Source organism: Rhizobium sp. P1_B8 (assembly GCF_056406515.1).
Genome location: NZ_JBFTZZ010000006.1, coordinates 313,115 through 327,040 on the forward strand (window position 1 = coordinate 313,115; position 13,926 = coordinate 327,040).

A 13,926-nucleotide genomic window follows, 5' to 3' on the forward strand; every position below is an offset into this window, starting at 1 on the left:
TGCCTAAATGGCTTTCAACAAAGGGCGCGGACATCACCTGCAGAGGCTCGGTCTTAACTGCCACGTCGGCAGGGCGATAAGTTTGTGCCGTTTGTTACGGAGCATTGCGCTTCCGTTTTTTCAAGCACTCGACGGATTTGAGCCGTAACGTGGCTGTTACGGAGCGGGGATGTTTTGTGCCTTCAGTGGCCACACGTTTAAGGCGAGGCCATCGGAGAAGGTAAAGTAATATTGCGTTCGGGCTGGTCGGCCGAAAACGAGGTTCGACCGTCAGCCTGGCACGGAAAGCCGATGAAGGTTGCCGCATGAACGTGGCACCTGCAACGGAGTTCTGCGCCGGTTCCTTCGGGGGCAGTGTTTGAGTGAACCGGCAGGCGAGCGGCTCATGAGGATCCGTCAGCCCGCCAAAGCGGGGAATGATCGGGCGGCCGTTTTAGCGGATGCCGCCCGGTGGAATTGAAAGGCGGCATTATGCAGATGAATACGATGACGACGAGCGGGCTCGACAATGGGGATGCGGCACCGCAGGCGTTCGGCTCAATTCGCCTGGAAGCGGCGGAAGTAAAGGCGGATATGAAGCAGAACGTATTGTTTGAGCGCGTCAGTGCGCGCTTGAAGGCTCAGGTCGGTCAGGATGTCTACGCCAGCTGGTTCGCCCGGCTGAAGCTGCATTCGGTATCGAAGAGCGTCGTTCGCCTTTCGGTCCCCACGACCTTCCTGAAGTCGTGGATCAACAATCGTTATCTCGATCTCATCACCGGTCTGTTCCAGGCCGAAGATCCGGAAATTCTGAAAATCGAAGTCCTGGTGCGTACGGCGACGCGCCATGGCATGAAGCCACTCGACGAAGCGGCGGTACCGGAGCCAGCCGCCCCCACGCAGATGCGCCGCCCGACAAGCGCCCAGCCGGCCGGTCAGGCCGTCCAGCAGGCGGTGTCGGCTGTTGCCGCCGCAAGGCCTGCAAGCTTTGGCTCGCCGCTCTTCGGTTCGCCGCTCGATAGCCGCTTTACCTTCGACACCTTCGTCGAAGGCAGCTCGAACCGGGTCGCGCTTGCGGCTGCAAAGACGATCGCGGAAGCCGGTCAGGGCGCCGTGCGCTTCAACCCGCTCTTCATCCATTCGACCGTCGGCCTCGGCAAGACCCACCTGCTGCAGGCGGTCGCCAATGCCGCGGTGCAGAACCCGCGGGCGCTGCGCGTCGTCTATCTGACGGCCGAATATTTCATGTGGCGCTTCGCCACCGCGATCCGCGACAATGATGCGCTGACGCTGAAGGATTCGCTGCGCAACATCGATCTCCTGATTATCGACGACATGCAGTTCCTGCAGGGCAAGATGATCCAGCATGAATTCTGCCATCTCCTGAACATGCTGCTCGACAGCGCCAAGCAGGTCGTCGTTGCCGCCGACCGTGCGCCTTGGGAGCTGGAGTCGCTCGATCCCCGCGTTCGCTCGCGCCTGCAGGGCGGTGTCGCGATCGAACTCGACGCGCCGGATTATGAGATGCGTCTCGAAATCCTCAAGCGTCGCCTTGCTGTAGCCCGGCTCGAAGATCCGTCGCTCGAAATTCCCGCCGAGCTACTCCAGCACGTCGCTCGCAACGTCACGGCCAGCGGCCGTGAACTAGAAGGCGCCTTCAACCAGCTGGTCTTCCGCCGCTCCTTTGAGCCGAACCTGTCGATCGAACGCGTGGACGAACTGCTCGCCCATCTGGTCGGCTCCGGCGAGCCTCGCCGTGTGCGCATCGAGGATATCCAGCGCATCGTCGCAAGACACTACAACGTCTCGCGTCAGGAACTGGTCTCGAACCGCCGCACTCGCGTCATCGTCAAGCCGCGCCAGATCGCCATGTATCTGTCGAAGACGCTGACGCCGCGCTCCTTCCCGGAGATCGGCCGCCGTTTCGGCGGGCGCGATCACACGACCGTGCTGCATGCCGTGCGCAAGATCGAGGAACTAATTTCGGGAGACACCAAACTTTCGCACGAAGTCGAGCTTCTGAAGCGCTTGATCAACGAATAATCGACGGGTTTTCTTAAGGATTCAACGGCTGGAAGCGATTCCGGCCGTTTTCCTTTATAAGTTTTTTATTCTATACCTCCCGCGCATTACGTGCATGTCAAAGACTGAAGCGCCAAAACGGCGCGTGGGAGGAATGTATGAGTTTTGAAAAGATCGCCGTTCTCGGCCTGGGTAAGGTCGGACGGCTGGCGGCGACGCTTTTGCATGAAGGCGGCTTCGAGGTCATCGGCGTCGACGCGCAATTGCCGCTGAGCGACGTCCCTTTCAAGTGCCGCACCGGCGATATCTCCGATCCCCAAGTGATCGGCGAACTGCTCTCGAATGTCGAGGCTGTGCTCTCCTGCCTGCCCTATCATTTGAACATCGAGCTGGCGCGCGCCGCCCATCTTGCCGGCATCCATTATTTCGATCTGACCGAAGACGTTCCCACAACCAATTTCATCATCGAGCTGTCGAAGACCGCCCGCGGCCTGATGGCGCCGCAATGCGGCCTGGCGCCGGGTTTCGTCGGCATCGTCGGCGCAAGCCTGGCCGACGGCTTCGATCGCTGCCGTTCGATCCGCATGCGCGTCGGCGCCCTGCCGCAGCATCCGACCGGACTGCTCGGCTACGCCTTCAACTGGTCGCCCGAAGGCGTCGTCAACGAATATCTGAACGACTGCGAGGTCATCGAGGGCGGTGTGCGCAAGCTCGTCTCGCCTATGGAATGGCACGAGACCGTCTATGTCGGCGGCGTCAAGCTCGAAGCCTTCACGACGTCGGGTGGCCTTGGCACCATGTGCGATACGATGCTCGGCAAGATCGACAATCTCGATTACAAGACCATGCGTTATCCCGGCCATATGGAGCTGATGAACTTCTTCTTCCATGAGCTATTGATGCGCGACAAGCGCAAGCTCGCCGGCGAGATCCTGACCAATGCCAAGCCGCCTGTTGAAGACGATGTCGTCTATGTCCATGTCGCCGCCGAAGGCACCGAGAATGGCAGCCTGCGCCGCAAGGAGTTCGTGCGCGCCTATTACCCGATCGAGATTGCCGGCGCACGCCGCACGGCGATCGCCTGGACGACGTCAGCCTCCGTCGTCGCCGTCATCGAGATGGTCCGCGACGGCCTGCTGCCGGCAACCGGCTTCCTGCACCAGGAGCATATTCCGCTGGAGATGTTCCTGAAAACGCCAACTGGCAGCCTCTTCAAGGCGGGTGCGACCAGCCACCGCTGAGACACACTTTTCGGCGCGGCGACAACATCGATGCCGCCGCGCTGCAATTCCGCTCGTCGTATTGACGTCAGCAGGCGAGATCGGCGACGACGGAATCGAGGATCAGCATGCCAGACGGCGTGCAGCGCAGGCGTGAATTGCCGATCCGCTCGATGAATTTGTGTTCGAGCAGGAATTCCTCGCGTTTCGGGTCGAGGTCGCGGCCCGAAAGCTGCTGCCAGCGGGCAAGATCGACGCCTTCCCTGAGCCGCAGCCCCATCAGCAGCAGCTCGTCGGACTGTTCCTCAAAGCCGAGCCGCTCCTCGTCGAGAATGCCGTGCCCGTCACGCTCGACCATGTCGAGCCAGGTTTCCGGCTTGCGCTCGGTCGCCGTCGCGAGCTTCTCCGGGCCACGCGTCAACCGGCCATGGGCGCCTGGACCGATGCCGGCATAATCGCCGTAGCGCCAGTAGGTCAGGTTATGCCGGCTTTCAGCCCCCGGCCGGGCATGATTGGAAACCTCATAGGCCGGCATGCCCTCGCGCGCGGTGATCTCCTGCGTCGCCTCGTAGAGCAGCGCCGATTGCTCGCCGTCCGGTACGATCAGCTTGCCGGCCTTGTGCAGGCCGTAGAAGGGCGTGCCTTCCTCGATGGTCAGCTGATAGAGCGAAAGGTGGTCGACCGCGTAGGAGATCGCCTCCTTCAGCTCCTTTTCCCATTCCTCGACCGTCTGGTCGGGCCGGGCATAGATGAGGTCGAAGGACATGCGCGGAAAAATGTCGCGGGCCAGCCGTATCGCCTTCAGCGCGTCGGCGACATCATGCAGCCGGCCGAGGAATTTCAGATCCCGGTCATTCAGTGCCTGCACGCCCAGCGAGACGCGATTGACGCCGGCCGCCCGATAGCCGCGGAAGCGTTCGGCCTCGACGCTCGAAGGGTTGGCCTCCATGGTGATCTCGATACCGGCAGGCACATGCCAGTGCCGTGCAATGCCGTCGAGAATGGCCGAAACCGTTTCCGGCTTCATCAGCGAGGGGGTGCCGCCGCCGAGGAAGATGCTCGTCACCGTCTTCGGCCCGCTCATGGATCGGACCGTCGCCATCTCCGTCAGGAAGGCTGATGTAAAGCGCTCCTGATCCACCGGCTGGTGGCGCACATGGCTGTTGAAGTCGCAATAGGGACACTTCGCCGCGCAGAAGGGCCAATGCACATAGACGCCGAAGCCCGGCTCGCCGGTATCGGGCAGCAGGGCCGCGTCGCGCGAGATGCTTGGCGTGTCGAGATTGACCACGGACCGACCTTATGCCTCCAGGCAGGTTTCGACAAAGAGTTTGAAGGCGCGGGCCCGGTGCGACAGCGCTTGCGGCTTGCCGACATTCCAGCCGTGTTTTTCCTCGCCGCTCATTTCGCCGAAGGTGATGCCGTAGCCCTCAGGCTGGAACACCGGATCGTAGCCGAAGCCCTGGGTGCCGCGCGGCGGCCAGACGACGCTGCCTTCCACCTCGCCGCGGAACAGCTCCGTGTGCCCATCCGGCCAGGCGAGGCAGAGCACGCTGATGAAACGCGCCGTGCGCTGTTCGGACTTTGTCGCGCCCGCATCCTGCAGCGCCTTTTCCACCTTGGCCATCGCCATGTCGAAATCGCGCGTGCCGTCGGCCTTCTCCGCCCAATTGGCGGTGTAGACACCAGGATCGCCGCCGAGTGCGTCGACCACCAGCCCGGAATCGTCCGAAAGCGCCGGCATGCCGGCGGCATTGGCCGAGGCGACCGCCTTGATCGTCGCATTCTCCTCGAAGCTCGTGCCGGTCTCATCCGGTTCGACGAAGTTCAGCTCGGCGGCCGATTTGGCGGTGAAGCCGAGCGGCCCGATCAATTCCTGGATCTCGCGGATCTTGCCGGCATTGTGGCTGGCGACGACGATGGTCTTCGTTTCAAGCTTGCGCATTCAGATATCCTGTTCGATGCCCCAGATTTTAGCCTCCGCGCATTCCAGGCTGTTGCCGGCCGGATCGCGGAAATAGATCGAGCGGCCGCCGTTCGGCCAGCACACCTCGGATTCGATCGCGACACCCGCCGCCGTCAGCCGTTCGGCCATGGCATCGATATTGCGGCCGGACACCCGGAAACAGGCATGGCCCTGTCCGGTCGTGCCATGCGGCGGCACCTGCAGTGCTTCAGGCGCCGGCGGCTTCACCGTTTGCTCGGGATTGAAGATCAAGAGAACCCCTGGCCCGCAGCGGAAGAAGACATGCCGGTTGGCGGCGCGGGCGATCTTTTCAAGTCCGAGAACGTCTTCGTAGAACGTCTCGGCCTGGTCGAGATCCCGCGCATAGAGCGCCGTTTCCAACATGCCTTCCAGCATGGGGTTCATCCTTCGACGGCTTGCTTCTGCAACGCCACGAGTTCGCCGATACCATTTCTGGCAAGCTGCATCAGCGAGGTGAATTCGCCTTCGCTGAACGGCGTGCCTTCGGCCGTGCCCTGGATCTCGACGATCCCGCCGGTTCCCGTCATGACGAAGTTCGCATCGGTCTCGGCCGAGGAGTCCTCGAGGTAATCGAGATCGATCACCGGCTGGCTGGCGAAGATGCCGCAGGAGATGGCGGCGACATGATCCTTCAGGACCCGGTCGACCTTGATCATGTTACGGCTTTCCATCCATTTCAGGCAGTCGTAAAGCGCGATCCAGCCGCCGGTGATCGAAGCGGTCCGCGTGCCGCCATCGGCTTGGATGACGTCGCAATCGAGCGTGATCTGCCGTTCGCCGAGCGCCTGCAGGTCGACGACGGCACGCAACGACCGGCCGATCAGCCGTTGGATTTCCTGGGTGCGGCCGCCCTGCTTGCCAGCGGCGGCCTCGCGCTTCATGCGTTCGCCGGTCGCCCGCGGCAGCATGCCGTATTCGGCCGTGACCCAGCCCTTGCCGGTATTGCGCAGCCATGGCGGCGTCTTTTCTTCGAGGCTCGCCGTGCAGAGCACATGCGTATCGCCGAACTTCACCAGGCAGGAGCCTTCCGCGTGCTTGGAAAAATTGCGCTCGAACGAGACCTTGCGCATCTGGTCGATTTTTCTGCCTGAAGGCCGCATTCTTATCTCCTGGAGTTTATTTGACCGCTTCTACGATTGGCGGCGCTCATTTGCAAATTCCCTTTTGCCACGGGTGCGAGTTTGACTTACTTTTCGGGAAGTATCATCAGCGCGGGTTCGAAAGCTTCATGGGCATCAGGTCGACGTCGGTTTCGGATGCCGTAGCTGCGCTGGACGAGCGCTCCAGGGAAATTTTTCGTCGCATCGTCGAAGGTTATCTGGAAAGCGGCGAGCCGCTCGGTTCGCGCAACCTGTCCCGGCTGCTGCCGATGTCGCTGTCGCCGGCCTCGGTGCGCAACGTCATGAGCGATCTCGAAGAGCTCGGCCTGATCTATTCGCCGCATGTCAGCGCCGGCCGGCTGCCGACCCAGATCGGCCTGCGCTTCTTCGTCGATGCCTTCATGCAGGTCGGCGACCTCTCCGCCGAGGAGCGCGCCAACATCGACCGGCAGGTGCGGGCCGAAAGCGGCGGCAACCCCGTGGAATCGATGATGAACGAGGCAAGCCGCATGCTATCGGGGATTTCGCGCGGCGCCGGCCTTGTCATCACCTCGAAAAGCGATCCGGTGCTGAAACATGTCGAGTTCATCCGGCTCGAACCGACAAAGGCGCTGGCCGTGCTCGTCGGCGATCACGATCAGGTGGAAAACCGCATCATCGAGCTGCCGGCGGGTGTCACCTCCTCGCAGCTGACGGAGGCGGCGAATTTTCTCAATGCCCACATGTCCGGCCAGACCCTGCCGGAGCTTCGCAAACAACTAAGCCGGCTGAAGGACGACGTCCGTCATGAGCTCGATGCCCTGTCGCGCGATCTCGTCGAGCGCGGCATCGCTGTCTGGTCTGGTAGCCCGGACGAGGGAAAGCCCGCTCAGCTGATCATCCGCGGCCGCGCCAACCTGCTCGAGGGCCTGGCCGGCGCCGAGGATCTCGACCGGCTGCGCCTGCTGTTCGACGATCTCGAGAAGAAGGACAGCCTGATCGAGATTCTCAATCTCGCCGAAAGCGGTTCGGGGGTGCGCATCTTCATCGGTTCGGAAAACAAGCTCTTCTCGCTGTCCGGCTCGTCGCTGATCGTCGCGCCCTATCGTGATGATGATGATCGCATCGTCGGCGCCGTCGGCGTCATTGGCCCGACGCGGCTCAATTATTCCCGCATCGTGCCAATGGTGGACTATACAGCCCAACTCGTCTCCCGCCTTTCGCGCAATCAGCTTTGACGAAGCAGCTATCAAGTGTGCGGAATTTTCGCTTCTTTGTCACGCAGACTTGATTTTTTTCGGTCAAACCTCGATATCGGGCGCATCTGAAGACACCAACCGGAGACCGTCATGACCGATGACACGACGAAAAACGGACCTGACGCAACTGCGGCCGATGCCGCAGCCGACGCTGCCGCCTACGTCGAGAACGAAACTGCGCAGCAAGAGCCCGCCCAGCCGGACCCGATCGAGCTTCTGAAAGCCGAAAACGGCGAACTACGCGACCGCTATCTGCGCCTTGCTGCCGAGATGGACAATCTGCGCCGCCGCACCGAGCGCGAGGTGAAGGATGCCAAGTCCTATTCCGTCGCGGGTTTCGCGCGCGACATGCTCGCCGTCTCCGACAATCTGCGCCGCGCGCTTGATGCCATCTCTCCGGAGACCAAGGCTGCGGCCGATGCCGGCCTGAGCACGCTGATCGAGGGTGTCGAGATGACCGAGCGCGCCATGCTGTCGGCTCTCGAGCGCCATGGCGTTCGCAAGCTGGAGCCGGTTGGCCAGAAGTTCGATCCGAATTTCCATCAGGCGATGTTCGAGGTGCCGAACCCGGACGTGCCGAACAACACGGTCGTCCAGGTCGTGCAGGCAGGCTTCACCATCGGCGAGCGCGTGCTGCGCCCGGCCATGGTCGGCGTCGCCAAGGGCGGCCCGAAGCCGGCCGAAGCCGAAACCAACTCTGTCTTCGACGAGAAGGACGCCTGATATCCCTTCCTTCTGCCTCGTGCAGAAGGAAAACCAAAGGATCAGATGCGGGCGAAGCGTTCGATCAGCAGATCGAAGAAGCCGTCCGCATCGACATGGCGCATGACCCTGGCATTGCGCTTGCGCTCGGTCACATGCCACCAGTCGACGACCGTCATGCCGATGGTGAGTTCGGACTGGACCTCGATCTCGACATTGCAGTCCCGGCCCTGGAAAAGCTCCGGCTTCAGCAGGTAGGCGACAACGGTCGGGTCGTGTAGCGGCCCGCCGTCGGAACCGTATTTCTCGATGTCGAAGCGCTCAAAGAATTCCAGCATCTCGACCATGGCCTTTGCCGGCGCCGTGCCGATCTCGGCCATGCGTTTCACCCGGTCCTTGCGGGTCAGCAATTGATGCGTCACGTCAAGCGGCATCATCACGATCGGAACGCCTGAGCGGAAGACGATGTCGGCGGCCTCGGGGTCGACATAGATGTTGAATTCGGCCGCCGGCGTGATGTTGCCGCCCTCGAAGAAGCCGCCGCCCATCATCACCAACTCGCGGATGCGGGGGACGATGTCGGGCGCCTTCTGGAAGGCCATGCCGATATTGGTGAGCGGCCCGAGCGTGCACAGCGTTACCGTGCCCTCCGGCTCGCGGCGCAGCGTCTCGATGATGAAGTCGACGGCATGGCCGGGCTGCAACGCCATCGTCGGCTCGCTGAGTTCCGGACCGTCGAGGCCGGTCTTGCCGTGCACATGTTCGGCCGTTACCAGCTTGCGGGCGATCGGCGCATCGGCGCCGGCAAAAACCTTGGTCTCCGTCCGGCCGCAGAGCTCGCAGACGATGCGCGCATTGCGGCTGGTGAACGAAAGCGGCACGTTGCCGGCGACCGTGGTGATCCCCAAAACCTCCAGCTCATCGGGACTGCCGAAGGCAAGCATGATGGCGGCCGCGTCGTCCTGGCCGGGATCCGTGTCGATGATGATCTTTCTTGCGCTTGCCATTCCGATCGTTCCATCCTCGCACTGCGTGTTATCGGCATGCACCGATTTCTTCACTTCCCGTCACAAATCAGCACATTCCGCGCGGGCACGTTTTGATGCGAGGCAGCGGAGGCTTTGTCAAGGAAAGAGCCGGGCCGCCACCACCTCAAAATTGAGAGGGCGCGCCGACACGTCGCGCCCACGCCTTGCAGCGCCGGGCTCTTCTCCCCATATTAGCGGCATCCGGATGCTGCGTTTGAGGTCCGGGATGGTCGCTTGCGTCAAGGACTTGAAAAGAGATGAGCCGCATTACCCCTTTCGCCAGCCCCCTGCTTCTGGGCTTCGATGCCATGGAAAAGACGCTGGAGCGCATTTCCAAGGCGAGCGACGGATATCCGCCCTATAATATCGAACGCATCGGCGCCGACAGCGGCGCGCCGGAACGTTTGCGCATCACCCTTGCCGTGGCCGGCTTCAGCGAGGAGGAACTCGATGTCTCCATTGAGGAGAACCAGCTTCTGATCCGCGGCCGCCAGGTCGAACAGGGCGAGCGGGATTATCTCTATCGCGGCATCGCCGCCCGCCAGTTCCAGCGCACCTTCGTTCTTGCCGACGGCATGCAGGTGCTCGGCGCCGGCCTGAAGAACGGCCTGCTCTCCGTCGATCTAATTCGTCCGGAACCTGCGAGAATGGTCAAGAAAATTAACATTTCGGTCTCACAGTAGCACAACGGTTTGTCGAACCGTTGGTCCCTTCTCCCGGAGGAACAGGAATGTTGATGAAAGAAGCCACGTCTCACTTGACCAAATCCGAGCTTGCCCACATCGGCAACGGCGAGGTCGCCTATATCAGAAAAATGCGGACCGATGAGGTCGCCAAGTGCTTTCCCGAGGCGCCGGATATCGATCCGACCGTCGATCTCTGGGCACTCTTCGGCGCCGACGGCACGCCGATCCTTTTGACGGACAACCGCTCCAGCACCTTCTTTAAAGCTGCCGAGGACGAGTTGAAGACGGTCAGCCTGCACTGACCGTCAGTTAGCGTCTGTCGCGTTTCACCGCTCGTCCGGTGCGGGCCGCTTATTCGATTTTGCTGCGGTTGGGGCTGCTGTTGCGACCTATGCGCGTAGCCTCCTTTCGACGCCTTATGTGCGGAGACGTTGAAATTCCAGGATTCGGTAGCACCTGCCACCAGGCCTATCGAGGGCAACTATGAGCCAGAGGCGGCCGACGAGTCGCGCTGGTTGCGGTCGTCGGCGCGCGGAACGTTACTCCAACAAAAGCTCCGGCAAACAGCGTCGGTCAATCAACGGCCGGCGAAACGCCGTCTCGCGGCGTCGGTTACGGGGGTATAGAGGGCGACGCGTGTCCCCTCGGGATCGGAAATCTGCACTGTCCGATTGCCCCAAGGCAAATCCTTGGGGGCGTGCACGACCGTGACCTGGTCCTTGAGCCGTGCGAATTCCGCATCGACGTCCGATACCATGAACTCGAGAATGGCCGTCCTGTTGGCCCCGGGCTCCGCACTGCCTTCGCTGAACAAGGCCGCGGTTTCCGCGCTGCCTATTGCGAGGCTCGCGCCGGGGGTGACGATCTCGGCGAAGAGGGGCGCAAGCCAGTCGGCGCGACAGCCCGTCACAAGCTCATAAAAGGCCACCATGCCGGTCATATCCGAGGCAATGAGGCGGGTGGATGCGAACTTCATGATCTTCTCCTTGGGTGCGCGACCGTCTCTTTCCTTGCTTTTGTGACATAGCCGTGCTGACAGCGTTGTGGCAGCAGGAGTCATCAGGCATGCGAAAAGCAGATCGACTTTTTCAGATCATCCAGATTCTTCGACGGTCGAGCCGCCCGGTGACCTCGTCTGAGCTTGCGGATGAACTTGAGGTCGCGCGGCGAACCGTCTACCGCGATATCGCACACCTGATTGCCCAGCGTGTTCCAATCGAGGGTGAAGCGGGGTTCGGCTACGTCCTCGATCCGCGATATGACATGCCGCCGCTCATGCTGACGCCTGACGAGATCGAGGCCGTCGTGCTCGGCGTTCAAATGGTGGCAAGGTTGAATGACGCGGCCTTGCGGAATGCCGCCAGCGATGTGATGGCCAAGATCACATCGGTCATGCCGCAGGACCTTCTTCCCTATATTGCCCAACCCGCCGTCGGCATCAAACCGGATGATGTCGGCAGCGATGTGACACGCGATACGCGTCCGCTCAGGTTGGCGATCAGGGAAGGCCGCAAGCTTGAGCTCGACTATCGCGCGGCGGATGAGACGATCACCAGCCGCATCGTCTGGCCTGTGCTTCTCGGCTATGCCGACACGCACAGCCTCTTGATCGCGTGGTGCCAATCGAAACAAGCCTTCCGTCATTTCCGCACCGAACGGATCCTCAAAGTCGAGATTCTCGGTGAATCCATAGGCATGTCCCGGAGCAAGCTGAGGCAGCGATGGCAGCAGTGGCGCGATGCCGAAATGCGGAATTCCCGTGGGGCGCAGTGACCGTTTCGGGGCCGTTAGCGGTCATTGATGGCACTTGCCGCACAATAGCGGAAATCCGTCAGGCCTGCGCCTCATGCGATCTTTCGCGCCGAGGAACATCCCGGCGCGTTCGCCGACTTGTCGGCAGCCTCAGATCTTCCTGAATGTCAGATAGGCCGAAGACCGGCCCTCGCGCCTGGCCTTGGCCTCGTAACGTGTGCTCGGCCAGCCCTCATAGGGCGTCAGCCAATCCGCTGCATTGTTGGCTATCCAGTCGAAACCGCCATGGTCGCGGCATTTGATCAGCGTCCAGTTGACATAGGTGTCGATGTCGGAGGCGAAGCAGAACAGGCCGCCAGGCTTCAGCACGCGATGAAAGCGGTCGAGATTGGTTTTCGAGACGAAACGCCGTTTCCAGTGTTTCCGCTTCGGCCAGGGATCGGGATAGAGCAAGTCGATCTGATCGAGTGAGCCGTCCGGCAGCCAATCGAGCAGTTGCGTCGCGTCGTCATTATAGACGCGGATATTGGAGGCACCCGTCTCGCCGATGCGCGACAACAGCTTCTGCATGGAATTGACGAAGGGTTCGACACCGATGAAGCCGGTCGAAGGCGTCTCCAGCGCGCGGTGGATCAGGTGCTCGCCGCCGCCGAAACCGATTTCCAGCCGCAATCTCTCGACCGGAACCGGGAAGAGGGATGTCAGCGGCTCCGGGGGAGCCGCTGAGAGATCGATCAGGAATGCCGGCAGGAGACTGTTCAGCGTCTCGGCCTGCTGTTCGCGCAGAGCCTTGCCCTTGCGACGACCGAAGAAGGCTTCGGTCGCCCGGCCGCGGCGTTCCATATCCGTCATGCTTTATCTCAGGCCTTCACGCTTTCCTTGAGCGCCTTCACGAGGTCGGTGCGCTCCCAGGAGAACGAGCCGTCGCGGCCGGCCTTGCGGCCGAAATGGCCGTAAGCGGAGGTCTTGGCATAGATCGGCTTGTTGAGGTCGAGATGGCGGCGGATGCCGGTCGGCGAAAGGTCCATGTTCTTGCGGATCGCTGCCTCGATCTGATCCTCGGTGAACTTGCCGGTGCCGTGCAGGTCGACATAGATCGACAGCGGCTGGGCGACGCCGATCGCGTAGGAGATCTGGATCGTGCAACGGTCGGCAAGGCCGGCGGCGACGACGTTCTTGGCAAGATAGCGGGCGGCATAGGCGGCCGAACGGTCGACCTTCGTCGTATCCTTGCCGGAGAATGCACCGCCGCCATGCGGAGCGGCACCGCCGTAGGTGTCGACGATGATCTTGCGGCCGGTGAGGCCCGCATCGCCGTCTGGTCCGCCGATGACGAACTTGCCGGTCGGGTTGATGTACCACTTGCAATCGTCAGCGATCTTCAGCTCGCCGAGCGCTTCGCGGATATAGGGCTCGACGACGGCGCGGACCTTGTTCGAATCCCAGCTCTCGTCGAGATGCTGGGTCGAAAGCACGATCGAGGTTGCTTCCGACGGCTTGCCGTCGACGTAACGCACGGTCACCTGGCTCTTGGCATCGGGGCCGAGCTTGGCAACTTCGCCGTCGCCCTTCTTGCGGGCAACCGCGAGCAGTTGCAGGATCTTGTGGGAATAATAGATCGGAGCCGGCATCAGATCCGGCGTTTCGCGGCAGGCATAACCGAACATGATGCCCTGGTCGCCGGCGCCTTCGTCGCCCTGCTGGTCAGAAGCGCTGTCGACGCCCTGCGCGATGTCGGCCGACTGCGAGTGCAGCAGCACGTCGATCTTGGCCTTCTTCCAGTGGAAGCCATCCTGCTCGTAGCCGATATCCTTGATGGCGCGGCGAGCGGCGGCCTTGAACTTCGACGGGTTGATGACGTCCTTGCCGTCCTTGTCCTTCTTCATCAGGCTCGGCGGCAGGCGAACTTCGCCGGCGATGACGACGCGGTTGGTCGTCGCCAGCGTTTCGCAGGCAATGCGCACGCCCCATGGATTGACGCCGGTCTTGGCCGCTTCGCGGTAGACCAGATCGACGATCTCGTCGGAGATGCGGTCACAGACTTTGTCCGGATGACCTTCGGCAACAGATTCGCTGGTAAAGAGATAATTCGCGCGCATTTCGGGATTCCCCTCAAAGAATAAAAGCCAGCTAGTAGGTACTCAGTTCGAGGGCCGATGACAAGCGCAGAAGGACATAAATATATCTTTATATCTGCGGCAAAGTGACAAAT

General features: G+C 61.7%; 15 protein-coding genes. 7 read left to right on the top strand and 8 right to left on the bottom strand.

The window, feature by feature from the left end:
* Positions 1-471: 471 nt before the first annotated feature.
* Positions 472-2,022: a chromosomal replication initiator protein DnaA gene (dnaA, locus tag AC1D2N_RS11155; protein WP_028731687.1), complete on the top strand. Its 1,551-nt coding sequence runs from the start codon at positions 472-474 to the stop codon at positions 2,020-2,022.
* Positions 2,023-2,159: 137 nt separating this feature from the next.
* Entirely contained in the window at positions 2,160-3,242 is a 1,083-nt protein-coding gene (locus AC1D2N_RS11160) for a saccharopine dehydrogenase family protein (protein WP_065276911.1), read from the top strand.
* Positions 3,243-3,309: 67 nt separating this feature from the next.
* Here AC1D2N_RS11160 and hemW read toward each other — a convergent pair whose 3' ends face one another.
* The 4 genes from hemW to rph are packed head-to-tail and all read right to left on the bottom strand — an operon-like array spanning position 3,310 to position 6,308.
* Positions 3,310-4,512 (bottom strand): radical SAM family heme chaperone HemW, encoded by a 1,203-nt coding sequence (gene hemW / locus AC1D2N_RS11165; protein WP_018244484.1) that lies wholly within the window; start codon positions 4,510-4,512, stop codon positions 3,310-3,312.
* 9 nt (positions 4,513-4,521) lie between these two features.
* Positions 4,522-5,166 (bottom strand): RdgB/HAM1 family non-canonical purine NTP pyrophosphatase, encoded by a 645-nt coding sequence (rdgB, locus tag AC1D2N_RS11170; RefSeq protein ID WP_018447798.1) that lies wholly within the window; start codon positions 5,164-5,166, stop codon positions 4,522-4,524.
* Positions 5,167-5,592 carry a VOC family protein gene (locus AC1D2N_RS11175; protein WP_130651588.1) on the bottom strand — a complete coding sequence of 142 codons (426 nt, stop codon included), beginning with the start codon at positions 5,590-5,592 and terminating at the stop codon, positions 5,167-5,169.
* Positions 5,589-6,308 carry a ribonuclease PH gene (gene rph / locus AC1D2N_RS11180; RefSeq protein ID WP_011650181.1) on the bottom strand — a complete coding sequence of 240 codons (720 nt, stop codon included), beginning with the start codon at positions 6,306-6,308 and terminating at the stop codon, positions 5,589-5,591. The genes AC1D2N_RS11175 and rph overlap by 4 nt, the downstream gene beginning before the upstream one ends.
* Positions 6,309-6,436: 128 nt before the next feature.
* Here rph and hrcA point away from each other — a divergent pair, with 128 nt between their 5' ends.
* Together hrcA and grpE are read left to right on the top strand one after the other, a co-directional pair.
* A complete protein-coding gene (hrcA, locus tag AC1D2N_RS11185) occupies positions 6,437-7,525 on the top strand; it encodes a heat-inducible transcriptional repressor HrcA (RefSeq protein WP_018244487.1) in 1,089 nt (362 codons plus the stop codon).
* Positions 7,526-7,636: 111 nt separating this feature from the next.
* Complete coding sequence (gene grpE / locus AC1D2N_RS11190) at positions 7,637-8,269, top strand: nucleotide exchange factor GrpE (protein ID WP_018244488.1); 633 nt, start codon at positions 7,637-7,639, stop codon at positions 8,267-8,269.
* A 41-nt stretch (positions 8,270-8,310) separates the two neighbouring features.
* Here grpE and AC1D2N_RS11195 read toward each other — a convergent pair whose 3' ends face one another.
* A complete protein-coding gene (locus AC1D2N_RS11195) occupies positions 8,311-9,255 on the bottom strand; it encodes a nucleoside hydrolase (RefSeq protein WP_130651589.1) in 945 nt (314 codons plus the stop codon).
* A 278-nt stretch (positions 9,256-9,533) separates the two neighbouring features.
* On the opposite strand from AC1D2N_RS11195, the gene AC1D2N_RS11200 reads away from it, so the two are divergent.
* Positions 9,534-9,959, top strand: coding sequence for an Hsp20 family protein (locus tag AC1D2N_RS11200; protein WP_003583826.1), 426 nt, complete (start codon positions 9,534-9,536; stop codon positions 9,957-9,959).
* Positions 9,960-10,006: 47 nt separating this feature from the next.
* Complete coding sequence (locus AC1D2N_RS11205; protein WP_003556039.1) at positions 10,007-10,264, top strand: BQ00720 family protein; 258 nt, start codon at positions 10,007-10,009, stop codon at positions 10,262-10,264.
* Between the two features lie 275 nt (positions 10,265-10,539).
* Here the strand turns inward: AC1D2N_RS11205 and AC1D2N_RS11210 are convergent, their stop codons facing one another.
* Positions 10,540-10,938: a VOC family protein gene (locus AC1D2N_RS11210; RefSeq protein WP_028731685.1), complete on the bottom strand. Its 399-nt coding sequence runs from the start codon at positions 10,936-10,938 to the stop codon at positions 10,540-10,542.
* A gap of 89 nt (positions 10,939-11,027) precedes the next feature.
* On the opposite strand from AC1D2N_RS11210, the gene AC1D2N_RS11215 reads away from it, so the two are divergent.
* Positions 11,028-11,735, top strand: coding sequence for a helix-turn-helix transcriptional regulator (locus AC1D2N_RS11215; RefSeq protein ID WP_130651590.1), 708 nt, complete (start codon positions 11,028-11,030; stop codon positions 11,733-11,735).
* 129 nt (positions 11,736-11,864) lie between these two features.
* On the opposite strand, the gene trmB is transcribed toward AC1D2N_RS11215, so the two are convergent.
* Positions 11,865-12,566, bottom strand: coding sequence for a tRNA (guanine(46)-N(7))-methyltransferase TrmB (gene trmB, locus AC1D2N_RS11220; RefSeq protein ID WP_028731683.1), 702 nt, complete (start codon positions 12,564-12,566; stop codon positions 11,865-11,867).
* 8 nt (positions 12,567-12,574) lie between these two features.
* The gene (metK, locus tag AC1D2N_RS11225) at positions 12,575-13,813 is read right to left on the bottom strand and encodes a methionine adenosyltransferase (RefSeq protein ID WP_018244493.1); all 1,239 of its coding nucleotides are present in this window, start codon (positions 13,811-13,813) and stop codon (positions 12,575-12,577) included.
* Positions 13,814-13,926: the final 113 nt, after the last annotated feature.